Source organism: Rhodococcoides kyotonense (assembly GCF_001645385.1).
GTDB lineage: Bacteria > Actinomycetota > Actinomycetes > Mycobacteriales > Mycobacteriaceae > Rhodococcoides > Rhodococcoides kyotonensis_B.
In genome coordinates this window covers 1-25,862 of sequence record NZ_LVHI01000006.1, presented here as the reverse complement: position 1 = coordinate 25,862, position 25,862 = coordinate 1, and the positions used below count along the sequence as shown (strand labels likewise).

General features: G+C 65.9%; 26 protein-coding genes. 16 read left to right on the top strand and 10 right to left on the bottom strand.

The annotated features are described in order from the left end of the window. Nucleotides 1-20 precede the first annotated feature (20 nt). Genes A3K89_RS04930 through A3K89_RS25940 form a run of 7 tightly spaced genes read left to right on the top strand, consistent with a single transcriptional unit; the run spans nt 21 to nt 4,151 of the window. Nucleotides 21-812: an S-methyl-5'-thioadenosine phosphorylase gene (locus A3K89_RS04930; protein ID WP_068422986.1), complete on the top strand. Its 792-nt coding sequence runs from the start codon at nt 21-23 to the stop codon at nt 810-812. Then, entirely contained in the window at nt 809-1,864 is a 1,056-nt protein-coding gene (locus A3K89_RS04925; protein WP_068422722.1) for an NAD-dependent epimerase/dehydratase family protein, read from the top strand. The genes A3K89_RS04930 and A3K89_RS04925 overlap by 4 nt, the downstream gene beginning before the upstream one ends. Continuing rightward, entirely contained in the window at nt 1,857-2,498 is a 642-nt protein-coding gene (locus A3K89_RS04920; RefSeq protein WP_217266251.1) for a glycosyltransferase family 2 protein, read from the top strand. The genes A3K89_RS04925 and A3K89_RS04920 overlap by 8 nt, the downstream gene beginning before the upstream one ends. After that, nucleotides 2,495-3,142 (top strand): TIGR04282 family arsenosugar biosynthesis glycosyltransferase, encoded by a 648-nt coding sequence (locus A3K89_RS04915; RefSeq protein WP_068422719.1) that lies wholly within the window; start codon nt 2,495-2,497, stop codon nt 3,140-3,142. Before A3K89_RS04920 ends, A3K89_RS04915 begins: the two co-directional genes overlap by 4 nt. 50 nt (nt 3,143-3,192) lie before the next feature. Beyond that, entirely contained in the window at nt 3,193-3,609 is a 417-nt protein-coding gene (locus A3K89_RS04910) for a helix-turn-helix domain-containing protein (protein ID WP_068422716.1), read from the top strand. After that, nucleotides 3,606-3,947, top strand: a complete 342-nt coding sequence (locus A3K89_RS04905) for a DUF4180 domain-containing protein (RefSeq protein WP_068422714.1) — start codon at nt 3,606-3,608, stop codon at nt 3,945-3,947. The genes A3K89_RS04910 and A3K89_RS04905 overlap by 4 nt, the downstream gene beginning before the upstream one ends. Nucleotides 3,948-3,992: 45 nt before the next feature. Beyond that, nucleotides 3,993-4,151: a hypothetical protein gene (locus A3K89_RS25940; protein ID WP_165839641.1), complete on the top strand. Its 159-nt coding sequence runs from the start codon at nt 3,993-3,995 to the stop codon at nt 4,149-4,151. A gap of 3 nt (nt 4,152-4,154) precedes the next feature. On the opposite strand, the gene A3K89_RS04900 is transcribed toward A3K89_RS25940, so the two are convergent. After that, nucleotides 4,155-4,583: a MarR family winged helix-turn-helix transcriptional regulator gene (locus A3K89_RS04900; protein ID WP_254303425.1), complete on the bottom strand. Its 429-nt coding sequence runs from the start codon at nt 4,581-4,583 to the stop codon at nt 4,155-4,157. A gap of 118 nt (nt 4,584-4,701) precedes the next feature. Between A3K89_RS04900 and A3K89_RS04895 the strand changes: the two genes are divergently transcribed. The 3 genes from A3K89_RS04895 (at nt 4,702) to A3K89_RS04885 (ending at nt 8,389) form a co-directional block, all read left to right on the top strand. Beyond that, nucleotides 4,702-5,796, top strand: a complete 1,095-nt coding sequence (locus A3K89_RS04895) for a DUF4185 domain-containing protein (protein WP_068422712.1) — start codon at nt 4,702-4,704, stop codon at nt 5,794-5,796. A gap of 56 nt (nt 5,797-5,852) precedes the next feature. Continuing rightward, a complete protein-coding gene (locus A3K89_RS04890; RefSeq protein ID WP_068422709.1) occupies nt 5,853-6,476 on the top strand; it encodes a class I SAM-dependent methyltransferase in 624 nt (207 codons plus the stop codon). A gap of 77 nt (nt 6,477-6,553) precedes the next feature. Then, a complete protein-coding gene (locus A3K89_RS04885) occupies nt 6,554-8,389 on the top strand; it encodes an acyl-CoA dehydrogenase (RefSeq protein WP_068422706.1) in 1,836 nt (611 codons plus the stop codon). Nucleotides 8,390-8,529: 140 nt separating this feature from the next. Here the strand turns inward: A3K89_RS04885 and A3K89_RS04880 are convergent, their stop codons facing one another. The 3 genes from A3K89_RS04880 to A3K89_RS04870 all read right to left on the bottom strand — a co-directional run bounded on the left by A3K89_RS04880 (nt 8,530) and on the right by A3K89_RS04870 (nt 10,713). Then, nucleotides 8,530-9,486, bottom strand: a complete 957-nt coding sequence (locus A3K89_RS04880; RefSeq protein ID WP_068422703.1) for a hypothetical protein — start codon at nt 9,484-9,486, stop codon at nt 8,530-8,532. A 226-nt stretch (nt 9,487-9,712) separates the two neighbouring features. Continuing rightward, entirely contained in the window at nt 9,713-10,204 is a 492-nt protein-coding gene (locus A3K89_RS04875; RefSeq protein ID WP_068422701.1) for a flavin reductase family protein, read from the bottom strand. After that, a complete protein-coding gene (locus A3K89_RS04870) occupies nt 10,201-10,713 on the bottom strand; it encodes an NADPH-dependent FMN reductase (protein WP_068422698.1) in 513 nt (170 codons plus the stop codon). Before A3K89_RS04870 ends, A3K89_RS04875 begins: the two co-directional genes overlap by 4 nt. Nucleotides 10,714-10,878: 165 nt before the next feature. On the opposite strand from A3K89_RS04870, the gene A3K89_RS04865 reads away from it, so the two are divergent. Then, the gene (locus tag A3K89_RS04865; RefSeq protein ID WP_068422695.1) at nt 10,879-11,640 is read left to right on the top strand and encodes an SGNH/GDSL hydrolase family protein; all 762 of its coding nucleotides are present in this window, start codon (nt 10,879-10,881) and stop codon (nt 11,638-11,640) included. Here the strand turns inward: A3K89_RS04865 and A3K89_RS04860 are convergent, their stop codons facing one another. From A3K89_RS04860 to A3K89_RS04850, 3 genes are all read right to left on the bottom strand, one after another. Continuing rightward, the gene (locus A3K89_RS04860) at nt 11,641-13,947 is read right to left on the bottom strand and encodes a VanW family protein (RefSeq protein WP_084423592.1); all 2,307 of its coding nucleotides are present in this window, start codon (nt 13,945-13,947) and stop codon (nt 11,641-11,643) included. Nucleotides 13,948-14,163: 216 nt separating this feature from the next. Further along, a complete protein-coding gene (locus tag A3K89_RS04855) occupies nt 14,164-14,643 on the bottom strand; it encodes a hypothetical protein (protein ID WP_068422689.1) in 480 nt (159 codons plus the stop codon). 86 nt (nt 14,644-14,729) lie between these two features. After that, on the bottom strand, nt 14,730-16,043 hold the full coding sequence (locus A3K89_RS04850; RefSeq protein WP_068422686.1) for an acetyl-CoA C-acetyltransferase: 1,314 nt from the start codon (nt 16,041-16,043) through the stop codon (nt 14,730-14,732). Between the two features lie 97 nt (nt 16,044-16,140). Between A3K89_RS04850 and A3K89_RS04845 the strand changes: the two genes are divergently transcribed. Next, nucleotides 16,141-17,487 (top strand): 3-oxoacyl-ACP reductase, encoded by a 1,347-nt coding sequence (locus A3K89_RS04845; protein WP_068422682.1) that lies wholly within the window; start codon nt 16,141-16,143, stop codon nt 17,485-17,487. Further along, entirely contained in the window at nt 17,484-18,341 is an 858-nt protein-coding gene (locus tag A3K89_RS04840; protein WP_068422678.1) for a MaoC/PaaZ C-terminal domain-containing protein, read from the top strand. Before A3K89_RS04845 ends, A3K89_RS04840 begins: the two co-directional genes overlap by 4 nt. Before the next feature lie 213 nt (nt 18,342-18,554). On the opposite strand, the gene A3K89_RS04835 is transcribed toward A3K89_RS04840, so the two are convergent. Then, on the bottom strand, nt 18,555-19,160 hold the full coding sequence (locus tag A3K89_RS04835; protein WP_068422675.1) for a TetR/AcrR family transcriptional regulator: 606 nt from the start codon (nt 19,158-19,160) through the stop codon (nt 18,555-18,557). Nucleotides 19,161-19,248: 88 nt separating this feature from the next. Beyond that, complete coding sequence (locus A3K89_RS04830; RefSeq protein ID WP_068422982.1) at nt 19,249-20,418, bottom strand: glycoside hydrolase family 3 N-terminal domain-containing protein; 1,170 nt, start codon at nt 20,416-20,418, stop codon at nt 19,249-19,251. 93 nt (nt 20,419-20,511) lie between these two features. Between A3K89_RS04830 and A3K89_RS04825 the strand changes: the two genes are divergently transcribed. From A3K89_RS04825 to A3K89_RS04820, 3 genes are all read left to right on the top strand, one after another. Next, nucleotides 20,512-20,979 carry a universal stress protein gene (locus tag A3K89_RS04825; protein ID WP_068422672.1) on the top strand — a complete coding sequence of 156 codons (468 nt, stop codon included), beginning with the start codon at nt 20,512-20,514 and terminating at the stop codon, nt 20,977-20,979. A gap of 119 nt (nt 20,980-21,098) precedes the next feature. Continuing rightward, nucleotides 21,099-21,269: a DUF2613 domain-containing protein gene (locus A3K89_RS25295; RefSeq protein ID WP_084423591.1), complete on the top strand. Its 171-nt coding sequence runs from the start codon at nt 21,099-21,101 to the stop codon at nt 21,267-21,269. Then, complete coding sequence (locus tag A3K89_RS04820; protein WP_084423590.1) at nt 21,250-25,572, top strand: alpha-(1->3)-arabinofuranosyltransferase; 4,323 nt, start codon at nt 21,250-21,252, stop codon at nt 25,570-25,572. Before A3K89_RS25295 ends, A3K89_RS04820 begins: the two co-directional genes overlap by 20 nt. A 124-nt stretch (nt 25,573-25,696) precedes the next feature. Here the strand turns inward: A3K89_RS04820 and A3K89_RS25290 are convergent. Next, on the bottom strand, nt 25,697-25,862 hold a 166-nt coding region (locus A3K89_RS25290; RefSeq protein ID WP_174551365.1), incomplete at its 5' end, for a transposase.

The following is a 25,862-nucleotide window of genomic DNA, read 5'->3' as shown; positions in this document are numbered from 1 at the left end:
AGAGGATGGAAGAGGGAACCATGACAACCAGTCTCCGCCCCGATGTAGCCGTCATCGGCGGTAGCGGCTTCTACTCGTTCTTCGACGACGACGCCGAGTCCGTCGTGGTCGACACCCCGTACGGGGCTACGAGTGGGCCCATCACCGTGGGCGATGTCGACGGGCGCAGCGTTGCGTTCCTGCCTCGACACGGCGCGAAGCACGAGTACTCCCCGCACACTCTTCCGTACCGGGCGAACATGTGGGCGCTGCGGTCGCTCGGCGTACAGCGCGTCTTCGCCCCGTGTGCCGTCGGCAGTCTGGTGGCCCGGTACGGGCCGGGAACCTTCGTCGTACCCGACCAGCTCGTCGACCGTACGTCCGGGCGCGCGCAGACGTACTTCGACGAGGGTGGGGTGCACGTCGAGTTCGCCGATCCGTACTGCGGGGATCTGCGTGCTGCGGCACTGCAGGACGGAGTCGTCGACGGCGGCACGATGGTGGTCGTCGAAGGACCGCGGTTCTCGACGCGGGCCGAGAGTCAGTGGTTCGCGCAGCAGGGTTGGACGCTGGTCAACATGACGGGCCACCCGGAAGCAGTCCTCGCCCGGGAACTCGAGCTCTGCTACGCGCCGATCGCCCTCGTCACCGATCTCGATGCAGGAATCGAAGCGGGACAGGGCGTTCGCGCGGTCGACGTGTTCGCCGAATTCGCGCGAAACATCGCGCCGTTGAAGACGTTGGTGCGCGGCGCCATCGGCGCAGCTCCGACCGGCCCGTGTTCGTCCTGCCGAATCCACGACGGCGCCGACCTCCCGATCGAGTTGCCATGACACGCGTATTGCTCACCGGTGCAGCCGGTTTCATAGGCGGCCACATTCTCGAGGCGCTGCGTCCCCAGCACGACGTAGTGGCCGTCGACGCGTATCTGGCGTCGGCTCACGGTGATTCGGGGCGCTCCGACGGCATTGCCGCAGTCGACGTGCGGGACCGAGAGGCGTTGGCGGCCTCACTGAAAGGCGTCGACGTCGTCTGTCATCAGGCTGCCGTCGTCGGCGCCGGTGTGAATGCCGGTGACGCCCCGGCATACGCAAGCCACAACGACTTCGGCACCGCCGTGTTGCTCGCGGCGATGGCCGACGCCGGCTGCACGCGGCTGGTGTTGGCGTCGTCGATGGTCGTCTACGGCGAGGGACGGTATCGGACCGCGGACGGCAGGATCGTCGTTCCTGGCCCGCGGACCCGCGCAGATCTGGATTCGGGCCGCTTCGACAACACCGACCCGGACACCGGCGACGTGCTGGTGTGGACTCCAGTACCCGAGGACGCGCCGCTGCAACCTCGAAGCACCTATGCCGCAAGCAAGCTCGCCCAGGAGAACTACGCACTCGCCTGGTCGCTCGCGACGGGCGGATCCGTGACAGCGCTGCGCTACCACAATGTCTACGGTCCGCACATGCCGCGGAACACGCCGTATTCCGGTGTCGCAGCGATGTTTCGGTCGTCGCTCGAGGCCGGTCGCGCGCCGCAGGTATACGAAGACGGGGCGCAGGCCCGCGATTTCGTCCATGTCCACGACATCGCGTCGGCCAATGTTCTGTCGATCGACGCCGCGTTGCCGGGGTTCACGGCGCTGAACGTGTCGTCCGGACAGCCGATCACCATCGGCGAGGTCGCCACCGCACTGTCCGACGCGTGCAACGGCCCAGCCCCCGAGGTGACGGGCCAGTATCGATCGGGCGACGTCCGGCACATCGTCGCGAGCCCGGAGCGGGCGCGACAGCTGATCGGGTTCGAGGCAACCGTAGGGCCACAGGACGGACTGCGCGAGTTCGCAACAGCTCCCCTGCGCGACGCCCAGAGCACAGGAGCGCCGAGTGTCTGACGTGACCGTGATCATCCCGTGTATGAACGAGTCCGGTTCTCTCCCCGGCGTTCTCGCGCGCGTCCCGATCGGGTACCGCGTCGTCGTGGTCGACAACAACTCGACCGACGGTACCGCCGACGTCGCTCGCGCGCACGGGGCGTCGGTCGTCCACGAGACCCGGCCCGGGTACGGGTCGGCCGTGCACGCCGGGGTTCTGGCCGCCGAGACCGACATCGTGTGCGTTCTCGACGGCGACGGCTCGATGGATCCCGCCGAGCTACCGATGCTCGTCGCGGAGTTGGACCGCGCCGACCTCGTGGTGGGGCGCCGCAGATCGAGACACTCGCCGATACATGCACGCGTCGGCAATTACGTTCTGGCCCTGCGTCTTCGCACGAAATACGGCCTACCCGTGCACGATCTCGGTGCGATCCGCGCGGTGCGTCGCGCAGCGCTCCTCGACCTGAACGTCACCGATCGCCGCTCCGGCTACCCGCTGCAATTGCTGGTGCTCGCGTCGAAGGCGGGATGGCGCGTCGTCGAACGAGACGTCACCTACAGCCCACGCACCGCGGGCGCATCGAAGGTGTCCGGTTCGATCAAGGGCACCGTCGTCGCGGTGCGCGATTTCTGGAAGGTGCTGTCGGAGTGAACGTCACCGCGCTCGTCGTCGCCAAGGCCCCGGTCCCCGGTCTCGCCAAGACGCGGCTGGCCGCCACCGTCGGTGCCGACGCGGCCGCCGACATCGCCGCCGCCGCGCTGCTCGACACGCTCGACGCGGTCGCGGACGCCGACTTCGCGACCCGCGTCGTCGCACTGACAGGCGACCTCGACGCCGCCGCCCGAGGGACCGAGATCGCCGCCAGGTTGGCGTCGTACACCGTGGTTCGACAGCGCGGCGACGGATTCGCCGAGCGACTCGTGAATGCACACATGGACGCCTTCCACGGGCTACCTGTGTTCCAGATCGGCATGGACACGCCTCAGGTGACGCCCGAGCTGCTGAACGTGTCGGCGTCGCGGTTGACCGACGGGCAATCAGTGCTGGGCATGGCCGAGGACGGCGGGTGGTGGGCGCTGGGAATCCCCGACCCGTCGTTGGCGCGGGCGCTGCTCGACGTGCCGATGTCCACGCCCGAGACGGGTGCCGAGACGCTGGCGGCCCTGACGGCCCGGGGCGCGGAGGTCACGATGCTCGACGTGCTGCGGGACGTGGATCATGCGTCCGATCTGGCGATCGTCGCGGCGGATTGTCCGCCGGGTGGGCGCTTCGCCCTCGTGAGTGCGAATGTATAGAGCGCTGTACATTACCGATCACGGGTGTCGATAGCGTAGGATAGGGAAGTATGGGGAACGACTTCTACACCGCCGAGCAGGTCGCCGAGCTTCTCGGCCTGCACGTGCGGACCGTACGCAACTACATCCAGGACGGCCGGCTGCCCGCGGTGCGGATCGGCAAGCAGTACCGCATCACGCCTGCCGGACTCGCGTCGCTCACCGGAGGCGACGCTCCCGCCGATCGTCCCGACGTGCACGTCACCAGCATCGTCACCGTCGACACGATCGACCGGCAGACCGCGTCGCGCCTGGCCACGTCGCTTCAGGCTTCCGCCATGGGCCGCGGCAACGCCGGAACACGCCTGCGGATCGACACCGCGTACGACGACACCGCGTCGACCTGCAAGATCGTCGTGATCGGCGACGCCCTCGACACCGCGGAAGTGCTGCGTCTCGTCGACGCCTTCGTCGAGGGGACGCGATGACCATCCTGTTCGTCGACGCCGAAGGACCGAAGCTCGGTTCGGAATCCGATGCCGTCGACCTGGTCGGTGACGCATTCGGACTTGAAGCAACAATGATCGCCATTCCTGCCGAACGATTTCGTCCCGAATTCTTCGAGCTCCGAACTCGGCTGATGGGGGAATTCACGCAGAAATTGGTGAACTATCGAATTCGGCTGGCCATCGTGGGTGACATCAGCAGATTCACGCAGGTCAGCGAGTCGCTGCGCGCATTCGTCGCCGAGTCCAATCGTGGCCGACACATCTGGTTCGTTGCCGACCGAAGATCTCTACAAGATCGCATCGCAACAATCGACTAGCTGGTTTCTACGGTTTTTCTCAGAGGCGAGTGCTAGAAACATCATGTGGTCGGGTTACTCATCGGCATTGCGATCTGGTTGGCGTTGGCATTGATTGTCGCCGTCGTACTGGGCCGTGTCGCGAAGCGAGCCGACAACGAAGAACTCGGCTCGACGCTGAACTGGAACACCTCGGAGATCGACGACAGCGTGCATCACGACTGAGCGCTAATCGGCCCGTTCCACTATTCCGTTCAGGATGTCCGCAGCGGTGGCCAGCGTGTCACGCTGCTCGTCCGTCAACTCGGCCAACTGCTCCGCGAGAACTCTCTCGCGTGACGCGACATCCTGCGACGCCACTCGACGGCCCTCGTCGGTGAGCGTCAGCAGCACCTGGCGACCGTCCGTCGGGTGCGGAACACGCTCGATCAAGCCCATCTCGAGCAGCGCGGACGACGACCGTGAGATCGACGGTGGCTTGATCCGCTCTCGCACGGCGAGCTCACCCGTCGTCGTCGGCCCCTCGCGAAACAGCGTCGCCAGAATCGACAGATGTGCGACGGGAATCTTGTCGCTGGAATGCCGCAACCTGAGCTGCCGGTTCAGACGCATGGCCATGACCGACAGATCCCTCGCGAGGTGCGGGTCGGTGCTCACACGGTCAGGTTAGCGCGGCGAATCAGTGCAGTTCGAGAACCGATTTCCCGTTTCTGTCGGTTTCTTGGGCTAAACTACCGGGCGCTCGTTCGAAACAGGGTGGTAGCCGGGGGGCTTGGTGAAACGATCTCTTGCCGTAGGTATTGCTGCGCTCGTGCTGTCGCTGGTCTCTGCAGGACCAGCTGGCGCGAACCCCAATGCCGTCAATCCCATTCCAGGCCTCAACGGGGTGTTCGGCCTTCCGCCCCTGACGGGACGCACTGTCGCGGTCGCGCAGGCGACAGGCCTCGCCAGCGCCAACATGACCCAGAACTACAACATGCTCGGCACCGACCTCGGCATCATGTGGGACAACGGCAACGGCGAAATCCTCACCGCCTTCGGCGACACCGCAGGACTCGGCCTGCCCAATCTGTTGCAGGGCAGCGTCTGGTCCTGGAAGAGCAACTCCCTCGTGCGCAGCCGCGACGGCAATCTCGCCGACGGCATGAACTTCGACAGCATCGTTCGCGACCCACTTGGCCAAGCCAAGGAACTCGTTCCCAGCCCGAAGATCCCGTTCGTCGAGATCAGCCGCATTCCGACGGCCGGGGTCGCCCTCGGCCCCAACCAGTTCATGAGCTTGATGTCGGTCAAGAACTGGGGCCAGCCCGGCAAGTGGGAGACCAACTACTCCGGCCTCGCCGTTTCGGGCGACAACGGCGAGAACTGGGCGGTCGTCCCCGAGACGCAGCGCAACTGCGACGGCGGGAACCGCAACTTCCAGCAGAACGCGTTCCTGAAGGACGGCGGTTTCGTGTACGTCTACGGAACCCCTCCGGGACGAGGCAACTTCGGTCACGTCGCACGGGTGCCCGAGAAGGACATCCTGAATCTCGGCGAGTACGAGTACTGGAACGGCAGCGAGTGGAAGAAGAACGACCCGGCAGCAGCTGTCCCGATCGTCGACAACGTCGGTGAGCTGTCCGTCGCGTACAACGAGTACCTGGGTCAGTACCTGATGCTCACCACCGACCCCTTCAACTCCATCGTGATGCGGCGTGCCTCGTCCCCCACCGGTCCGTGGAGTCCGCCCGAGGTCGTCGTCGACACGCGACAACTCCCGAGCGCATACGCGCCGTTCATTCACCCGTGGTCGTCGGGCCGGGATCTCTACTTCCTCGCCACCGTGCATCAGAACTACAACGTCCTGATGCTGCGTACGACGCTGTAGGACAGCCTGTTTCAGCCGGGCTGCTGGCTGCGGTGTCACGCCGATAGGCTCGTGACATGGACGCCGCAGACTGGGACCGCAAGTATTCGAGCCGGGATCTGGTCTACGGAGCGCCGCCCAATCAGACGCTCGTCGAGATCGCCACGTCGCTGCCGCGCGGTCGTGCGCTGGATCTGGCGTCGGGCGAGGGGCGCAACGCGCTCTGGCTCGCTACGCGCGGCTGGGAGGTGACGGCCGTCGACTTCTCTGCGGTCGGACTGACGAAGGGGCACGAGATCGCGTCGCGGTCGCCGAAGTCGGTCCGCGACCGGCTGACGTGGGTTCATGCGGACGTGACGCAGATCGCTCCCAAGCCGACGTATGACTTGGTTCTCGTGCTGTATCTACATCTGCCCCACGAGCAACGCCGCAAAGCAATCCGCAACGCGCTCGACGCGCTGAAACCTGACGGAATCCTCATGATTCTCGGGCATCATTCCGACAACATCTCCGCTGGGGTGGGCGGACCCCAGAATCCCGAACTAACTTATACGGCAGAGGAATTGGCGATCGATGTCGGGGATCGAGCCGTCGTTTCTCGATGCGACAGAAGGCTCAGAACAACTGACAGTGGTACCGCCATCGATGCTTTGCTACTCGCCGGTAAGTCCGGTCTTGGCAGCCGGAACGAACGGGGGTAACATGCCTCTATGTTACCGACGAGTAGCTAACTTGGGCGGTACTCACGAGACCGCACCACCGACTGGAGAGCGACGCAATGGGCCATTACAAGAGCAACCTTCGGGATCTCGAGTTCAACCTCTTCGAGCTGTTCGGGCTCGACGAGTCCCTCTCGGGTGACAACTTCGGCGACCTCGACGGCGAGGCGGCCCGCGACATGCTTCGCGAGGTAGTACGCCTGTCCGAGGGCCCGCTGGCCGAATCCTTCGCGGACGCGGACCGCAACCCACCCGTGTTCGACCCCGAGACCCACACCCTGAAGCTGCCCGACTCGTTCAAGAAGTCGTTCAAGGCGCTCTACGACGGTGAATGGTGGCGCGTCGGCCTCGACGAGGAGATCGGCGGCATCGCTGCACCTCGCAACCTGGGCTGGGCCATCAACGAGATGCTCCTCGGTTCTCAGCCCGCTGCATTCATGTACTCCGCCGGACCTTCCTTCGCCAACGTGCTGTTCCACAACGGAACCGACGAGCAGAAGGGATGGGCCAAGGTCATCGCAGAGCGCCAGTGGGGCGCCACGATGGTTCTCACCGAGCCGGACGCCGGATCCGACGTCGGCGCAGGCCGCACCAAGGCGATCAAGCAGGAAGACGGCTCCTGGCACATCGAGGGCGTCAAGCGCTTCATCACCTCGGCCGTCTCCGACGACCTGTTCGAGAACATCTTCCACCTCGTGCTGGCCCGCCCCGAGGGCGCAGGACCCGGCACCAAGGGACTCAGCCTCTTCTTCGTCCCGAACACGCACTTCGACTTCGAGAAGGGCGAGCTGGGCGAGCGCAACGGCGTCTTCGTCACCGGCGTCGAGCACAAGATGGGCCTGAAGGCGTCGGCCACGTGTGAACTGACGTTCGGCGGCCACGGCATTCCCGCACAGGGATGGCTCGTCGGCGAGGTCCACAAGGGCATCGCGCAGATGTTCGACGTCATCGAGCATGCACGAATGATGGTCGGCACCAAGGCAATTGCCACGCTGTCCACCGGCTACCTCAACGCACTCGACTACGCCAAGGAGCGTGTCCAGGGCGCCGACCTGACGCAGATGACGGACAAGTCCGCGCCGCGCGTCACCATCACGCACCACCCCGACGTTCGACGCAGCCTGATGACGCAGAAGGCGTACGCCGAGGGCCTCCGCGCGGTCTACCTGTTCACGGCCGCCCACCAGGATCCGATCACCGCGAAGCAGGTGTCCGGCGCCGACGAGGACCTCGCCTTCCGCGTCAACGACCTGCTGTTGCCCATCGTCAAGGGTGTCGGTTCGGAGATCGCGTACCACCAGCTGGCAGAGTCGCTGCAGACTCTCGGTGGTTCCGGCTTCCTGCAGGACTACCCCATCGAGCAGTACATCCGTGACTCGAAGATCGACTCGCTGTACGAGGGCACCACGGCCATCCAGGCGCAGGACTTCTTCTTCCGCAAGATCGCCCGTGACCGCGGCGTAGCGCTGGCTCACGTTGCAGGACAGATCAAGTCGTTCATCGACAGCGAAGCGGGCAACGGCCGCCTCAAGGCAGAGCGCGCACTGCTGAACACCGCGCTCGAAGACGTGCAGGCCATCGTCACCTCGATGACCCAGCAGCTCATGGGCGCTCAGGAACACCCGACCGAGCTGTACAAGGTCGGACTCGCATCCGTGCGCTTCCTCATGGCCTTCGGTGACCTGCTCATCGGCTGGCTGCTGCAGCGTCAGGCCGAGATCGCCATCACGGCACTCGACAACGGTGCCGAGGGCGCAGACAAGGCCTTCTACGAGGGCAAGGTCGCTGTGGCATCGTTCTTCGCCAAGAACGTGCTCCCGCAGCTCACGGCAACTCGCACCATCCTGACGAACCTCGACCTCGACGTCATGGAGCTCGACGAAGCCGCGTTCTGATATTCGGCTTCTCGACGGCCGCACCCGACTCGGGTGCGGCCGTTCGCGTTTCGGGGTTCTGCGTGCAGGCGCTCACCATTTCGCTAGGCGCACGCGTAATCGTTGGCCATTTGCCGTGCACCTGGCAAAACGGTGAGCCACTAACGGAGCTTTCCCGGCCGCACGCTGGCCGTCGGCTTCGGGGAGTTCTCGGCCCTCACGATCGCTCGACGGATGCGGTCCACTACGACGTCGAACGTGAAGATCTCGCTCCACGTCCACCTGACGACCTGCAGTCCGGTGTCGCGGATCGAGTCCTCTCGCTTCTTCTCCTCGAAGACAGCGTCCCCGGGATCCTGTCCAGGGCGAAGGAATTTCCCGTACTTCACCTTGCCGTCGCACTCACCCATGACCGCGGGCGTCACACCGAAATCACTTCGTCCGAGGAACCTGCCCCTCGGATCGCGAACCTCAACCTGTAGCTCGACGTCCCGAAAACCGTGCTGATGCAGCCGAATTCGACTCAACGACTCGGCGACGCTTTCGCTCCGCGCGTCCACCATGTCCGCGACACGCCGGGCAGAGGCGATGCCCTGCCATCGACGTGCACGTTCCAATTCCTCTGCGACTTCGTCGAGCGATGCGCCGTGCCTCATCGCGACATCACCGAGCACCACCGCGGTATCCAGTGACATGGTCCGAGCGATGTCGACGAGTGTGCGTGCGAGTGTCGTGGTTCGAAAGCCGTCGACGATCACAACTTCGCCGAGGGGCGAACAGTGCGTCACCACCCCTTTCGATGTCCGGCCACCACCACGCCGATCACGTGTCACGTGGACCCGTGACAAATCGACCCCGTAGAGGGGAAGTCCATGAAGTATCGCAGCCGATTCATGACTCACCACTGCCTTGTCCGACAACGTGGGCAGGACCGCGTCGATGAGTAGTCGATGCGTGGACCTGGCGTCGAGAGCGTCCGAGTGGTCTGCACCGATGTAGTTGCCGTGGTGCAGCGTCCTCCAGCCGCCGCTCGTGCGCAGCGCGCGAATTTCGTGGTCGGCCAGGCCCATCGACAACGCGTCGCGACGACTGAGCAGCCGGGTGGGATCGAGTTCCATGCCGCCAAGACTGCACGCTGCCAACGCTCCCGAACGGGCTCCGCCGCAATCTGTGCACAAGTTCAGGGCCTGTGGATGAATTCCGGCACGGACGTACCGTAAAGAGGTCCGTCGACACATGCTCACCAGTTCGCCAGACGCGCGCGTAATCGTTGGCCATTTGCCGTGCACCTGGCGAAACGGTGAGCGGCTTTCTCTCGATCAGCCGTACGAGGGCGTATGGACGCTACGCCTGCAGGCGGCGGAACTTGCTGCCGTGGAAGATGATCGGACTGATTTCGCTCTGCACCTCGAGCGAATGGATACGCAGCAGCACGATGACGTGGTCGCCGGCGGGAACCTGCTGGTCGATGCTGGTCTCCAGCCAGGCGGTGGCACCCTCGATGAACACTGCGCCCTGGTCGGTGGTCAACAGCTCGAGACCTGCGAACCGGTCACCGGTCTTCGCCGCGAGGGTGCGGGCGGCGTCGTTGTGCGCTTCCCCGAGGACGCTGACGCCGATGCTGCTCAGACCCTCGAGCTTCGGCCACGTCGTCGACGTGTTCTGGATGCAGACGGCGACGAGTGGAGGTTCGATCGACACCGCGACGAAGCTGCTCGCAGCAAGTCCGACCGGGGTCCCGTCGATCTCGGCGGCGATGGCGACGACACCACTGGGGAACTGAGCGTAGGCCTGACGGAGCGTCGTCTGGTCGAGGTCGGTGTGCGTGAGCGTCATGCCGATGCTCCCTTTCGTGCGTCTGCTGCGGCCGTGATGGTGGGTCCCCATCGCCGCGCATAGTCCACGATACGAGTATCTGTGGTGTAGCTGCTGTCCAACAGGTAGAGACCAGGTGCAGGGGTGATCGCACCGAGCTCGACGAGCACCGGCTTCAGCAGCAGATCGGGTGCCAACGCATGCGCGGGCCCTGCGCCCAGCATCAGCGGAACGGCGACGACGTCACGCAAACCCTCGTCGGTGGCGAACTGGTCCAGAAACAGTTTGAGAAGACCGGTGTACGTCGCCTTGAACGTCGGGCTCGCGAAAACCACGATGACGCTGGACGCAACCGTGTCCACGGCTGCCTTCACCGCGTCGTCACCCCACCCGAGCAGGCCCGCGCCCAAGGTGACGACGTCGATCTCCTGGTCCGCCTGCCCACCGGTGAGCTGCGATGCGAGCAGTCCCGCCGCCTCGAGGGTTCGCGAACCCGGCTTCGGATTGCCTGCCACCACCGTGACTGTCATGCGCCTACTTTCGATCGGAGAACACGTGCACGTCCAGCCAACCCGGTCGAGATTCGCGTGTCCACGGTCAGAATCATCGTGATTCTTTCGAGGGGGAATGAAATGGCGACGCGCGACGCTGGACTCTCTGGAATAAATAGTTAGCAAGAGTACGGAGGCCGGAACGTGCCAAGGATCGACAGCTACATCGCGCTCGGAGATTCGTTCACCGAGGGCGTCGGAGACACCGACCCCGCCAGCCCGAACGGCGTCAAGGGCTGGGCAGATCGCGTCGCCGAGCAGTTGGCCGTCGGCAATCTAGAGTTCCGCTACGCGAACCTCGCCGTCCGCGGCAAGCTTCTGGACCAGGTGATCGAGGACCAGGTCGGCATCGCGATCGAGGCGGCCCCGGATCTCGTCACCATCTACGCGGGCGGAAACGACATGATGCGGCCGAAGGTCGATATCGACGGCATCGTCGCCCGCTACGACGCGGCCCTCGCCGATCTGAAGGCCACGGGAGCGCGCGTCGTTGCCTTCACCGCCTACGACGCCGGCTGGTCACCGATCTTCCGCATGCTCCGCGGTCGCACCGCGATCTACAACGAGCTGCTCCGCGGCGTCGCCGAACGCCGTGGCGTCGAGCTCGTCGACTACTGGCGTTTCGACGGCTACGACGACCCACGTATGTGGGACTGGGACCGACTGCACATGTCGACCCTCGGTCACACACGGATGGCAGCGGAAGTACTCGACTTCCTGGGCGTCCCCCACTCGATCGAGGTCGACGCCCTCGATCCCCTGCCTCCTCTCGCGGCCGCCGAGAGGCGTCGGGAGAACACGGAGTGGGTCAGGTCGTTCGCAGGACCGTGGGTGTCGAGACGATTGCGCGGCACGTCGTCGGGTGACGGTGTGGCGCCGAAACATTCGTCGTTGCAGTCGCTGTAGCTACTCGCCGTCCGGCGGTGGGGTCGCCGCAGGCGGTTCGGCGGGCGCGGGCCGATTCGCCGGGGTCTCCTCGGACGGCGAATCGGCAGGCGCCTCCGGCTCCGGCTCAGGCTCGGCTGAGACGCACCTGACTATCGGGATCGGGTCGTACTTGACCGTCCGCGTGTTGCGCGAGATCTCGTTGCCCGACGCCACATCCGTGATCACCCTGGTGTCGCTTGCCGTGAATCCCGGTCCACCGCTCGACGGTACGCACGCGCTGCCCGCGGGCAACGTGATCGTGTTCGGGCTCGTCGGGTTGGTGCGCGGTCCGGTGATCGACTCGACGTCGACCGTCTTGGTGCCCCAAAGGCGCACCGTGACATTGGAACTCGTACCGAACGACTCGATCAGCACACCAGTCTTGGTCGGGTTGGTGAACTTCAGGTCGATCGCGCCCTCGAACACCGTCGCCTCACGCGCTTCCGGGTAGCGGCTGATGTAGTAGCTGTGTTCGGTGTGCCCGGCGTCTTCCATGCCACCGAAGTACGACGCGTTGTACAGCGTCGTCGCGAACTGACTGATGCCGCCGCCGACGGCACGATCGGGTCGGCCGTTGTCGATGATGCCGGACTCGACGAATCCCTGCGCCGACCCACGGGGCCCGGTGTACTCGTTGAGCGAGAACGTTTCTCCCGGCTTCACGAGAGCGCCGTTGACGATGTCGGCGGTCAGACGAATGTTGACACCTGACGCGTACTCGAACCCGCCTGTCGTGAACTCGCCGATGACCTCGTTGATTCCGAGCGCCTGCGCGCCTTCCGTCGTCAACGCGGGTTGCGCCTGGTCGTAGACGGCCTCGGTCGACCGCGAGTCGGAGGATCCGAGCAGAGTCGGCAACTGCTCCAACGTCTTCGGCCACTGGACGAGTTCGCCGACGACACCGGGCACCACCGTCGGCGCACCGCCTCCGAGCGCGAACGACGCATCCTTGGGCTGGGTTTCCGTCGACGCCAACTGCGGGGCGAGAATCGCGGTGGCGGCCTGCGCGTCGTATCTCTCTGCGAGAGCACCGTTTCCGTCCGGCTCGAACGAGACGACGCTCGCGATGGCGTCCGGCGCGAGGACGGCGGTGGCATCACCTCGACCGGTGAACACGACCGGCGCGGAGACGGCCGGCGTCGCGACATCTCGAAGAACGCGGTCGACCTCGTCCTGGTGCACCGTCACATCCACCGTCTCGACCGGAAGCTCGACAGTGCCGAAAGCCCAGTTCGATTCGATCTCGTCGCGCGCCGCCGTCACGTCGACGGACTGACCCGGTGCAGGCGTCACCGCGACGGGCGTGGAGCCCTCGAAGACGACGTCGCCTTCGGTCGGCTGCCGATCCGTCTGTGCGCGAATCGATTCCACGGCCGCGTCGAGCGCGGGTTCGTCGACCGTCGACTGCACACCGATCTCGCGGTCGGTGAAGAACGACGCCAGTCGCGTGAAGGGGTTGATCGGCTGTGACCCGGCCCGATCGAGCGTCGACGCCCAGTCGACGTCGAGACCTGCTGCAGCAGGGACCAATTCGAGATCTTGGTCGCCGGCGATCACACGCACCGGCTGGTCGACGCGTGCGCCGAGCTCGGACTGCAGACGTTCCTCGGCGTCGTCGTGACTCAGACCGCCGACCGAGATACCGGCAACCGTGACACCGCGGGGCACCGACCCGCTCGTCGACAGCATGTCGGCCGTGTAGAACACCCCGAGAATCGCGACGGCGGCTCCCGCGACGACCGCGATCTTCACTCGCTTCGACGGACCGTCGGCCTCGGACTGCTGGGCCGGGGCGGCGGGCGCGAGTGTTTCGGGCTCGGGTGTTGCGGGCGCGGGTGTTGCGGGCTCGGGTGTTGCGGGCTCGGGTGTTTCGGGCCGGAGCGTTTCGGGCTCGGATGTTCCGGGCTCTAGTTTTTCGGGCTGCAGTGTTTCGGTCTGCGTGGTTTCGGGCCCTGGTGTTTCCGGCTGCTGCGCGTCGGACTGCGGCACCGCCGGCTGAGCTACCGTGGGCGCGGCCGAGTCGACGTCGTCCGGTGTTGCGGCGTCGGAGGGCGCGAGCGCCGAATAGGCCTCGGTCGGCGGGTCGACGGGCGCCTCGTGCTGACCGGCTACGGGCTTTTCGGGAGCGGTCTCGGGGGCCGGTTCGTTCGGATCGATCGCGCGGAGAACCTCGGTGGGAGCGTCGTACGGGGGGACGTCGGGTGCGGCATCCTGGCCGGCGGAAGTACCTTCGTCGGGATCCGGCTGGTCTCCACGCCTGTCCCTACCGTCTCCACCGACGCTCACGTTCTCGGCCCTCCCGAACCCCCAGCAATCCAATCGACATCCGCCACGAAGCTTACGCGGGCGCAACCGAACCTTCGCTTCGGAGGATTGGGTCGACAATACGAAGGTGGCCCCGCACCGCTGCCGGGTCGGGGGTCAGGCAGCAGTGCGGAGCCACTCCCAGTATCGCCGGTCTTTGTGATGCGTTACAACGGACGTTGGACTGTCTCTCGAGATTCATTCGTTCGAATGAGTAACTGTCCAGATCTCCGCGCTGAGCCTGCCGACATTCGCATCATTTGTCTGCTGAAAGTTGCGGCCGCCACGGGCGAAAGTGCGCACAGTGGCCGCCGGAACGCGATGTTCGGGCACAGTCACCCAACGGCACGGCCGCACATTCACCAAATCCACGTCCGAGGCCGAGGCGTCGTACCGCCAGGGCCCGTCGATCTGCCCGAGGAAATAGTCTCCGTCAGCGGAGCGAGTCCAGACGAACGACAGGTCGGGAACAGCGGCGAACCGCTCCAGCCGACGCGCCGTGCGCTCGTCGTACAGCCGATCCGTCCGCGCGACCGCGTCGGCGAAATCGACGGGAACCGCATCCAATCGACCACCGACTCCGACCACGCCCAGCTCGAGTGCACGATCGACGGCACCCCGCATCGGGGCGCGATAGACGTACCTGTCGGCGTCCGATCTCACGGTCGGCAGATCCATAAACCCCTCGTTTGACGGATCTGCCGACCGGATCGCTCCGCCGGCTCCACTCCTGCCGACCGTCGACCCCGTGTAGGTGCGCTGACTCAGCGCTCGATGATGGCGGTCACACCCTGACCACCGGCTGCGCAGATCGAGATCAGGCCACGGCCCGACCCCTTCTCGGCGAGCATCTTGGCCAGCGATGCGACGATGCGACCACCGGTCGCGGCGAACGGGTGGCCCGCCGCGAGCGAGGATCCGTTGACATTGAGCTTGCTGCGGTCGATCGACCCGAGCGCCGAATCGAGGCCCAAGCGCTCCTTGCAGTACTCGTCGCTCTCGAACGCCTGCAACGTGGCGAGCACGACCGACGCGAACGCTTCATGGATCTCGTAGTAGTCGAAGTCCTGCAGCGTCAGACCGTTACGAGCGAGCAGACGCGGAATAGCGTAGGTCGGCGCCATCAACAGGCCGTCCTTGAACGAGCTGTTGCCGTGGATGTAATCGACGGCTGCGGTCTCGGAATCGACGAGGTGCGCGAGCACGGGCAGGTTCCGCTCGGCCGCCCACTCGTCGGTCGACAGCAACGCGGCCGACGCACCATCGGTGAGAGGCGTCGAGTTACCGGCCGTCATGGTGGCGTCGCCGAGCTTGTTTCCGAACACGGGCTTGAGCGTCGACAGTTTCTCGACGGTCGATCCGGGGCGCAGGTTGTCGTCGCGGGTGAGGCCTAGGAAAGGCGTCACCAAGTCGTCGAAGAAACCGCGGTCGTACGCGGCGGCCATGTTCTTGTGGCTGGCGGCGGCGAGTTCGTCCTGGTCCTCGCGTCGAACACCGAATTCTTTGGCGGTGATCGCGGCGTGCTCACCCATGGACAGGCCGGTCCGCGGCTCGCCGTTGCGCGGAATCTCGATGCCGAGCATCGACGGGCGGACGTTGCCGAGCAGCTTGATGCGATCGGTCGTCGACTTCGCGCGGTTGAGCGACAGCAGAAATTCGCGGAGCTCGTCGTTGACGCCGATCGGTGCGTCCGACGTGGTGTCGACGCCACCGCCGATGCCCGCATCGATGCGGCCCGAGGCGATGGCGTCGCCGACCGCGATGACCGACTGCAGACCGGTGCCGCACGCCTGCTGCAGGTCGTAGGCCGGGGTGTACGGGCTCAGAGCGCTTCCGAGAACGGACTCACGAGTGAGGTTGAAGTCGCGGCTGTGCTTCAACACCGCGCCTGCGACGACGAGTCCGAGACGCTCCCCTTGCAGGCCGAATCGGCTGACGAGCCCATCGAGCGTGGCGGTGAGCATATCCTGGTTCGAGGCCTGTGCGTACTTCTTGTCCGAGCGCGCGAACGGGATGCGGTTGCCACCGACAATTGCGACCGGTCGTAGCTGCTTGCTTGTCACTGCGTCTCCCAACATCGCTGAAATAGCCCTGGTGGAGTTTCATCTTACTGACGAGTAAGTTGGTTGTCGACACCCGGTCGAGCGCTTCGCGGCGCCGAATGAAAGGTAGGACATGGCAGCCACCAAGGGAGCCCCAGACCTTTACTCCACGTTCCTGGCGTCCGCGCCGGGCGCGTTCATCGCCAAGCAGGCAGGACTGCCGCAGCCCGAGAAGCTGCGGCGCTACAAGGCAGGCGAACCGCCGCTGGCAGGACCCGTACTGATCGGCGGAAACGGCCGACTCGTGGAACCGCTGCGCACCCTGCTGTCCGACTACCCCCAGGCCCAGCCGCACGACGAGAAGTACGGCGCACTCGTGTTCGACGCCACCGGCATCGGTCAGGTCTCCGAACTCGAGCAGCTGTTCCAGTTCTTCCAGCCGGTCATCCGCAATCTCGCGCCGTCGGCGCGCGTCGTCGTCATCGGTACGACGCCCGAGAAGACAGCCAGCGTCGACGAGCACATCGCGCAGCGCGCCCTCGAAGGCTTCACCCGAAGCGTCGGCAAAGAGGTCAAGCGGGGTGCGACGGCGCAGCTCGTCTACATCTCCCCGAAGGCGTCGACCGGGCTGTCCGGACTCGAATCGACGCTGCGGTTCCTGCTGTCGGCCAAGTCGGCGTTCGTCGACGGCCAGGTCATCGCCGTCGGCGATCAGGACTCCGAAGCTCCCGCATCGTGGGACAAGCCGCTCGCAGGCAAGGTCGCCGTCGTGACCGGCGCTGCCCGCGGCATCGGCGCAACGATCGCCGAAGTACTCGCACGCGACGGCGCCACCGTCGTCGCCGCAGACATCCCGGCTGCAGGTGAAGCACTGTCCGAGACCGCCAACAAGGTCGGCGGCACGTCGCTCGCGCTGGACGTCACTGCGGACGACGCGGGCGAGGTGCTGTCGAAGCACCTGCTCGAGCGTCACGGCGGCGCCGACATCATCGTCCACAACGCAGGCATCACCCGCGACAAGACACTCGCCAACATGGACGAGAGTCGCTGGAACTCCGTCATCGGCGTCAATCTGCTTGCCCCACAACGCATCACCGACCACCTGGTCAAAACCGGGGCGCTGAAGGAAGGCGGCCGCGTCGTCGACGTCTCCTCTATTGCAGGTATCGCGGGCAACCGCGGCCAGACCAACTACGGAACGTCGAAAGCGGGTGTCATCGGCCTCGTGCACGCGTCGGCGCCGGTTCTCGCGCAGAAGAACATCACCATCAACGCCGTCGCCCCGGGCTTCATCGAAACCGCGATGACGGCCGCCATTCCGTTCGCGACGCGCGAAGCAGGCCGACGCATGAGCTCGCTGCTGCAGGGCGGCCAGACCGTCGACGTCGCAGAAACGGTGGCGTACTTCGCCTCTCCCGCGTCCAACGCCGTCACCGGACAGATCGTCCGCGTCTGCGGCCAGAGCCTCCTCGGCGCATGAGCGTCGTCAAGCTCGACGAGCAGCCGAAGACGTCCGACATCTACGCATCGGCGGCACTGGGTGCTCTGCCGTTCCTCGGATCGAAGTCGAACTCGGTGCCCGACACCACCTTCGAACTGAACGGCCTGCGCGTCGATCCGGACAATCTCGCGGGATACTGCCGTGCGACGGGTCTGCGATTCGGCGACACCCTGCCGATCACCTACCCGTTCACGCTGGTCTTCCCGACGGTCATGAAACTGATGGTGTCGAAGGCGTTTCCGTTCGCGGCCATCGGATCGGTACACGCCGAGAACGTCATCGAACAGTTCCGAGACATCTCGTCGTCGGAGCCGCTGGACGTGCGTGTGCACGCCGAGAACCTGCGCGAACACCGCAAGGGCTTGTTGGTCGATCTCGTCAGCGAAGTCAGCGTCGGGCGCGAACTGGTCTGGAAGCAGACCTCCAGCTTCCTCAGCCTGCAGAAGACCTCGCTGTCGGGTGGTCCACGTGAAGCACCGCCCGCCGACGAAGTACCACCGCCGCCGACCCGCACCCTGCGAGTCGACCAGAAGACGATCAGCAAGTACGCGTCGATCTCCGGCGATCGGAACCCGATCCACGTGTCGACGTTGGGGGCCAAGGCTTTCGGCTTCCCGCGCACCATCGCGCACGGAATGTGGAGTGCCGCAGCGGTACTGGGCGTCGTCGAGGGTCGCGTGCCCTCGCGCGTCACGTACAACGTCCGCTTCGGCAAGCCGATCATCCTGCCCGCGACGGTCAACCTCTATGCCGAACCCGTCGAGTCCGGCTGGGATCTGTCCCTCAAGCACCCGAAAAAGGGTTACCCGCACCTGACCGCCACATTGAGGTAGGTGCCCGGCCCGGGTTCGGTGGTCTGGGTCCGGTGTTCTGGGTCCCCGCAGTGACCGAATGTCACATTCGGTCACTTCGGGGCGGGGCCACCGGAGCGAGGGCGCCCCTCGGTCACTCAGAGTGACCGGAAAGCCACATTCGGTCCGAACCCCGGGCGCAAGTCCGAACCCCCGGGGCGAGACCGAACCCCCGGCCGGGCCCATCAAAGCCCACTACCCCAGGTGCGCAGTTTTCTTACCCGCCAGACCACGCCAGGCGAGGTTTTCGAGCAGGTCCGCGGCCGCGTCGACCTCGATTTCGCCACCGGCGACGCGGTCCGCGACGGCTTCACCCGCCCCGACGAGGGCGACGGCCATGAGGCCGAAATTCTGGCCCGGCTCCGGGTCCTTCGTGCTCATCTCGAGCAGTCCGGCGGTCAGTTCGATGAGCCGATCACGACTGCTCTGCACCTGCGACGCGAAGGCCGACTGTCCGATGGCCTGCCGGTACAGCACCATCCAGGACTTTCGGTGTTCGCCGACGAAGCCGAGGAAGCCGAGGAGTGCGCGTCGTAGCTGCTCGCGCGGAGTGAGCGTCGGGTCGGCGGCAGGGGTGAGTGCCTCGACGAACTTGACGCCCTCCCGGTTGATGCACGCGGCGAACAGTTCGTCCTTGGATCCGTAGTACAGGTACAGCATCGGCTTGGAAATCGACGCCTTCTTGGCGATCGCATCCATCGAGGTCTCGTGAAAACCGTTGTCGGAGAACACATCGACCGCCGCGTCGAGCATCTGCTGCTCCCGGACGGCACGGGGCAATCGCTTGGAGCCGCCAGCCATGTGTCCTCCCAAACAACGTCGAACACATAACCTTACTCCACGGTAAGGAGGCCTACGTCACTACGAGCGTTCGAAGAGCCCGTGAAATCTAGCAGGCACCCTTGAACTGGGCCACAGTGGCAGCCGACCGATCGACCTGCGCGGCAGGCAGACGCCCCGTCGCGACGGCTTCCTCGAGGTTGTCGAGCACTGCGGGCACGTCGTCGGTCGTCAGCCACAACGCCACGTCGGCGCCCGCGACCAAGGCGGACTCGACGGCTGCGACGATGCCCAGCCGATCCGTGATCGCGGCCATGCCGCTGAGGTCGTCGGTGAAGATCGGCCCGGTGAACGGTGCAGCGCCGTATCCGACGCCGTCGCGCAGCAACTTCATCGCGGCGGGGCTGATGCTGGCCGGGTATCCGGGATCGGTCAGACCGGGAACGTCGAGGTGCCCGACCATGATTCCGACACCTGTCTGGGAGAGAGCCTGATAGGGAAGCAGATCGGACTGACGCAGCTGTTCGAGCGGAGGCGTCGTCACAGCACCGGTGTGCGAATCGCCGGAGCCGGAGCCGTGGCCGGGAAAGTGCTTGATGACGGGCTGAACTCCCGCGTCGCGCAATCCCTGGGCGTACGCCCCGGCGTAGGCGATGACCTCCTGGGGATCCTCGGAGTACGAACGGTCACCGATGACCGAATCGTCGGGCTGGCCACTGACGTCGACGACGGGAGCGAAATCGACGGTGATGCCGAGCTCTTTCAGCTCGGTGCCGCGTTCGAGGGCCATCTGATATGTCTGATCCGGCGTCATCGTCCGGGCTGTTTCGCGCGCCGACGGATCGGGACCCAACAGATCTTCGACGCGTGAGACCCTGCCGCCCTCTTCGTCGATCGTCACCATCGGGGGAACCGCGGCCGCCGCGTCGATCTCGGGTACTTGGCCGTAGGCGAGCGTCGACGAATCGGTCCAACTGCCGATGAAGATTCCGCCGACCTGCTCACGGGACATGATGTCGACGGCGTCGGCAGTTCCGGTGACGCCGACCGTCAACAGCTGCGCGAGACGCTGGCGTTCGGTGAGGGTTCCGACGAACGTCGCACACGCGTCGACCGGCGGCGGAACGACTTCGCTTGTCGTACCGGTCGGTTCGGCGACGGGGACGGGCGAGGACGTGGCAATCGGCGCCGACTCGGAGCTCTGACTACTGCATCCGGTGACGACACCGACCCCGAGCACCACGGCGAGGACGGGCACGGGCGAACGGAACTTCCTCATGACATTCGACCGTAGCGGAGCGGACCGTACCCACGCGATCCCGCGTCCGAACGAGATAACCTTGGACAAAAGCGACATCAGAAGGGAAATTCGATGCCTTCGGACCTGATCCTCATCGCCTACGACGGCTCCGACAACGCCAAACGCGCCATCGAGTACGCAGGCCGCTTTCTGACGACGCGGCGGGCTGTCGTCGTCACCGCATGGGAGCCGATGGTGCGCCAAGCCGCGCGCATGTCGGGACTCTCGGGCGTCATGCAGCCCGAATGGGTTCCCGACGACCAGGCCGAGGACGTCGCGCTGACCGACGCGAAGGTGACCAACAACGAAGGCGTCGCACTCGCAGAACGAGCGGGTCTGGAAGTCGAGGGCAGCTGCGCCGAATGCACGACGGCGATCTGGAGCGCCATCGTCGAGAAGGCCGACGACGTCGACGCCGACATCATCGTCACCGGCACTCGCGGCACGACGGGGCTCCGTTCGTTGCTCCAGAGTTCCGTCGCCGATCATGTGCTGCGCCACAGTCATCGACCGGTGTTGATCGTCCCTCCGGGCAAGTAACGCAGGTTCGCGGTCGCCTGAACCGCGCGTGCACCCGGGCGTCCACGCGTTCGGGTGATACCGTGAGCCGCGCGCGATCGTTTGTCCCCGGCGCCTGTCGACGAAAGTGGAGAACCGAGATGAAGTTCGCTGTCCCGGGAGTTGTTGCTGCGGTGGTCGGCGCGGTGCTGGGCGCCGGTGTCGTGTTCGGAGTGACTGCGGCGGCGTCGGACAACACCCGTCCCGACATCGATCGTTCCGGAAATGCCGACTCCTCGCTGCTGAACCAGGTTGAGTACGGCAGCCGCTGACGCTCCTGCTTCGATCTCTTCCGAACCACTCGGTCGACGGTGGCTGCTCGGCGTCTCCGCCCTCGCTTTCCTTCTCACCTTTCTCCAGGTTCCCGGCTTCACCGTTGCGGACACCAAATACGACCTGACCCAGAACCCGCTGGGCTTCCTCGCGCGCGCTGCGCATCAATGGACGTCGCAGGCGCCGCTCGGTCAGGTTCAGAATCAGGCGTACGGCTACTTCTTTCCGCACGGAGCGTTCTTCGCGCTCGGTGATGTTCTGTCGATTCCGCCGTGGGTCACACAGCGCATCTGGTGGGCACTGCTGCTGATCGCGGGTTTCTGGGGAATCGTTCGACTTGCCGAGGCGATCGGTGTCGGAAGCCGCAGCTCGCGCATCGTCGCGGCGTTCGCATTCGTTCTGTCGCCGCGCGTGATCACGACTCTGGCGTCGATCTCGTCGGAGACGATGCCGATGATGCTCGCGCCGTGGGTGCTTGTTCCGATCGTGTGGGCGTTCCGTCCGGGTTCCGACAGGTCGCCTGCACTCCGCAAGCTCGCCGCGCAGTCGGCCGTCGCCGTCGCGCTCATGGGTGCCGTCAATGCCGTTGCGACGGCGGCCGCGTGCCTCGTCGGCGTCGTCTGGGTACTGTGCCACCGACCGAACAGTCGCTGGATCCGGTTCTGCGCGTGGTGGGCAGGCTTCCTCGTCTTCGCGACACTGTGGTGGATCGTCCCGCTGCTGCTACTGGGCAGCGTCAGCCCGCCGTTCCTCGACTACATCGAATCATCCGGCACCACGACGCAATGGGCGTCGCTCGCCGAAATTCTGCGCGGCACGAGCAGTTGGACGCCGTTCGTCTCCCCCGAGCGCGTGGCCGGCGCAGTGCTGGTCACTCAGCCGGCGGCCGTCGTCGCGACGGGTGTCGTCGCAGCGGCAGGCGTCATCGGCCTCGCGATGCGGTCCATGCCTGCCCGGGGACGCCTCACCGTTCTGCTGTTCGTCGGTATCGTCGGACTGACCGCGGGCTACGTCGGTGACCTGAGCTCGCCGATCGCGGACTCCGTCCGACTCTTCCTCGACACGGCAGGCGCTCCCCTGCGCAACGTGCACAAGCTCGAGCCGGTCGTTCGAATCCCGTTGGTACTCGGGCTCGCTCACCTCCTGGCACGTGTTCCGCTGCCCGGCTCCGCGCCGTTCCGGACGTGGACCACAGCGATCGCACACCCCGAACGCGACAAGATGGTCGCCGTCGCCGGGCTCGTCCTCGTCGCTCTGACGTTCTCGACGTCACTCGCCTGGACCGGCAAGCTCGCCCCTCGCGGTGCCTATCAATCCATTCCGCAGTACTGGCACGATGCGGCCGACTGGCTCACCGAGAACGCGTCGGGAACGAGTCCCGACGGCTCCGACGCCGACCGCGCCCTCGTCGTCCCCGGCGCACCCTTCGCCCTGCAGACGTGGGGCCTGACCCGCGACGAACCGCTTCAAGCATTGGCGACGACGCCCTGGGCCGTGCGTGATTCGGTGCCGCTCACCCCTCCCGGCGCGATTCGCGCGCTCGACTCCGTCCAACGCCTCATCGCCGACGGTTCCCCGTCGGCGGGTCTCGCGGACACGTTGCGCGGCCAGGGAATTCGCTACGTCGTCGTGCGGAACGATCTGGAACCGGAGACCTCTCGTTCCACCCGTCCCGTGCAGGTGCATGCGGCACTCGACGGATCCCCGGGACTGACGCGCGTCGCCGAGTTCGGTGACGAGATCGCCCCCGGCACGGTGGAGGGCGTCACCGTCGACGGCGATCTACGGCCCCCGTACCCGGCAATCGAGATCTACGAAGTCGAGTCGACGGCAGGGGTGTCCGGCCCCTACGCCGTCGACCTGGATCGCGTGCCGTTCGTGCAGGGTGGCCCGGAATCGGTGCAGCGCTTGAACACTCGGCGTAACTCCGGCGCTCCGGACGCGGTCCCTGCCGGTCCCGTCATCCTCGCATCCGACGCGGCCGCCGCGGGCATGGACGTCGACACGGTCACCGTGACGGACACCCCGATGAATCGGGAAACGGATTTCGGCCAGGTCGACGACCACAGTTCCGCGCTGCGTTCGATCGACGAACCGCGACGGTCGCTCAACGAAGTGCCCGACTATCCGGTCGACGGCGCCGACACGGTGAACGCGGAATGGGAGGGCGCGACCATCACCGCGTCGAGCTCCGCCTCGGATTCGACGCAGATCGGTGGCACGAAGCCCGGCAGTGGCGTCGCGGCAGTCGTCGACGGCGACCTCGCGACGGCCTGGGTGTCCAACGGCATCGAAAGCGCTGTGGGACAGTGGCTTCAGGTCGACTTCGACACTCCGATACGCGGTGGACTGCTCCATCTGCGCACGAGTCCCGGCACCATCGGCGACCCCGTGAAGTGGCTCGAAATCACCACACCGAACGGCAGCACCGCGGCCCGCGTCGACAGGCCGGGTGACCCGTTGACGGTGTCGCTTCCCGGTGGCTCCACGCCCTGGGTGCGAATCACTGCGAAATCGACAGTCGACGGCACCCGAGGAAGCCAGTTCGGCATCAGCGAGCTGTCCGTCGACGACTACTCCGATCGCGATGCGCCGCAACAGGTGTCGATCGTTCACCGTGCGGTACTCCCTCCCGTGACCGACGGTGCGCGCGTGAAGGAGTGGGACCTCGGCCAGGAATTCCCCGGTCGCCCTGGATGCCTCGACACCGCCGATCGCATCCGCTGCAGCAGCGGCCTGTCGCAGCAACCCGAGGAACTGGGCAGGTTCTCGCGAACGTTGTCGGTTCCCATCGGAACTGCGGTGTTGCCGGAACTGACGCTGCGCACTCGACAGAGCCCCGAGCTGGAAGCGCTTCTGTCTCAACCCGATCGGCCTACGACGAGTGGCGCGTCGGACGTCGGCGATCTGCACGGCTCGGCGTTCGCGGCCACCGACGGCGACGACCGCACGTCGTGGACGGCACCGCAGAAGAGCGTCGAGAAGCGAGCGGGAACTCAACCGACCCTGACGATAGATCTGCCCGAGCCGACCCTCGTCGACGGTCTCACCCTGACGCCGAGCGTCGGCACCCTACCCGCGCACCCGACGCGCGTGGCCGTGAATCTCGGTGCCGGACCGCAGGTTCGGGACGTGGACACGGACGGGACCACGACCGTCGACCTCCAGCCACGGGTGACCGACCGTATCGTGCTGTCGATCGTCGACTGGGACGACGTGTTGGACCGGAACTCACTCGGCTTCATCGTCCCGCAGCCGCCGGGTCTCGCCGAGGTGACGGTCCTGTCCGGTGGACAGGAAGTCGGCACAGCTGCCGATGAGTTCGCTCCCGCGAACGAGGACCGCGAGATCACCGTCGGATGCGACGTCGGACCGATCGTGTCGATTGCCGGGCAGACCACCCGCGCGTCGGTGACCGCGACGGCAGAACAATTCCGTTCCGGTGCACCGCTGCAGGCGACGATGTGCGAGGGTGTGTTCCCGGTCCCGAACGACAGGCTCAACCCGACCCCGCTGCCGGAAGGTCGACAGGACGTCGTCGTCGATCCGGGTGCGGCGTTCGTCGTCGACGGAATGCGCCTGCGCACCATGCCCGTTCCTGCATCTGCAACCGATCGTTCCGCAGGCTCCACTGCTGCCGAGACCACGCAGGCGAACACCCCCCGCCAGGTGGCGACGTCGGCGTGGGAAGAGAACCACCGTGAGATCCAGCTGAGCGACTCGACGACCGATCAGCTCCTCGTCGTCCCCGAGAGCAGCAACATCGGTTGGCGCGCAACGACTCCCGACGGCACCGTACTCGAACCCGTCGTCGTGAACGGGTGGCAGCAGGGCTGGACCGTTCCCGCAGGAGTCACTGCGGTGACGCTCGATTACCCGTCGGACACGTGGTACCGCCTCGGCATCTTCGGCGGCCTGTTGCTGCTGATCCCGTTGACGTTCTTCGCTTTCCTTCGGAGCCGAGAGACCGACGCACCCGCCCCGGCGCCCTGGCGCAGTCCGATACTCGCCTGGACGTTCCTACTCGTCGCAGCAGCGGTCGTCGCGGGTATCGCCGGGGTCGTCACGACGGCGGCTGTCGGTGCACTCGGCTGGTGGCTGGGCCGACGCTACGGACCGGACATCGCCGCGACGACGCTCGTCGCCACTGCAGGCGTCGGCACCCTGCTCTCGATGGGTCTGCTGTCCAAGGGGCCGTGGCGCGACGCGGACGGCTACGTCGGGCATTCGTATCTCGTGCAGTTCTCCGCACTCGTCGGCATCGCGGCTTTGGCGGTGAGTGCGCTTCGCACCCGTGCGTGAAAAGTTGCTCCATGGAGCTTGTTGCTTAATCGGTGTGCGGGCGGGCGGCTGGTGGCTGGTGTTTTCTGGTGGCCGGTGGCCGGTGGCTGGTGGTGGATGTTGTCGGCCACCGGCCCCTGCCGTGTCAGGCGGCCAGTGCGCCTCGGGTGATTGGCTGGCTGGTGAACAGTCGGAGCAGGTTGGTTGTCGCGGCGGCGAGTTTGAGTTCGGCGTTCACAGCCGCTAAACCGCGGCGCGCGAATCGACGCAACCCGCGGCGGTCTTTGAGGTGAGCGTTGACCGGCTCGACC

Coding starts and splice junctions, on each gene's coding strand:
- A3K89_RS04905 (WP_068422714.1), top strand. CDS start 3,606: ATGACCATCCTGTTCGTCGACGCCGAAGGACCGAAGCTCGGTTCGGAA.
- A3K89_RS04835 (WP_068422675.1), bottom strand. CDS start 19,160: ATGGCTGGCGGCTCCAAGCGATTGCCCCGTGCCGTCCGGGAGCAGCAG.
- A3K89_RS04910 (WP_068422716.1), top strand. CDS start 3,193: ATGGGGAACGACTTCTACACCGCCGAGCAGGTCGCCGAGCTTCTCGGC.
- A3K89_RS04890 (WP_068422709.1), top strand. CDS start 5,853: ATGGACGCCGCAGACTGGGACCGCAAGTATTCGAGCCGGGATCTGGTC.
- A3K89_RS04925 (WP_068422722.1), top strand. CDS start 809: ATGACACGCGTATTGCTCACCGGTGCAGCCGGTTTCATAGGCGGCCAC.
- A3K89_RS04885 (WP_068422706.1), top strand. CDS start 6,554: ATGGGCCATTACAAGAGCAACCTTCGGGATCTCGAGTTCAACCTCTTC.
- A3K89_RS04840 (WP_068422678.1), top strand. CDS start 17,484: ATGAGCGTCGTCAAGCTCGACGAGCAGCCGAAGACGTCCGACATCTAC.
- A3K89_RS04875 (WP_068422701.1), bottom strand. CDS start 10,204: ATGACGCTCACGCACACCGACCTCGACCAGACGACGCTCCGTCAGGCC.
- A3K89_RS04825 (WP_068422672.1), top strand. CDS start 20,512: ATGCCTTCGGACCTGATCCTCATCGCCTACGACGGCTCCGACAACGCC.
- A3K89_RS25295 (WP_084423591.1), top strand. CDS start 21,099: ATGAAGTTCGCTGTCCCGGGAGTTGTTGCTGCGGTGGTCGGCGCGGTG.
- A3K89_RS04850 (WP_068422686.1), bottom strand. CDS start 16,043: ATGTTGGGAGACGCAGTGACAAGCAAGCAGCTACGACCGGTCGCAATT.
- A3K89_RS04880 (WP_068422703.1), bottom strand. CDS start 9,486: ATGGAACTCGATCCCACCCGGCTGCTCAGTCGTCGCGACGCGTTGTCG.
- A3K89_RS04870 (WP_068422698.1), bottom strand. CDS start 10,713: ATGACAGTCACGGTGGTGGCAGGCAATCCGAAGCCGGGTTCGCGAACC.
- A3K89_RS04930 (WP_068422986.1), top strand. CDS start 21: ATGACAACCAGTCTCCGCCCCGATGTAGCCGTCATCGGCGGTAGCGGC.
- A3K89_RS04855 (WP_068422689.1), bottom strand. CDS start 14,643: ATGGATCTGCCGACCGTGAGATCGGACGCCGACAGGTACGTCTATCGC.
- A3K89_RS04845 (WP_068422682.1), top strand. CDS start 16,141: ATGGCAGCCACCAAGGGAGCCCCAGACCTTTACTCCACGTTCCTGGCG.
- A3K89_RS04830 (WP_068422982.1), bottom strand. CDS start 20,418: ATGAGGAAGTTCCGTTCGCCCGTGCCCGTCCTCGCCGTGGTGCTCGGG.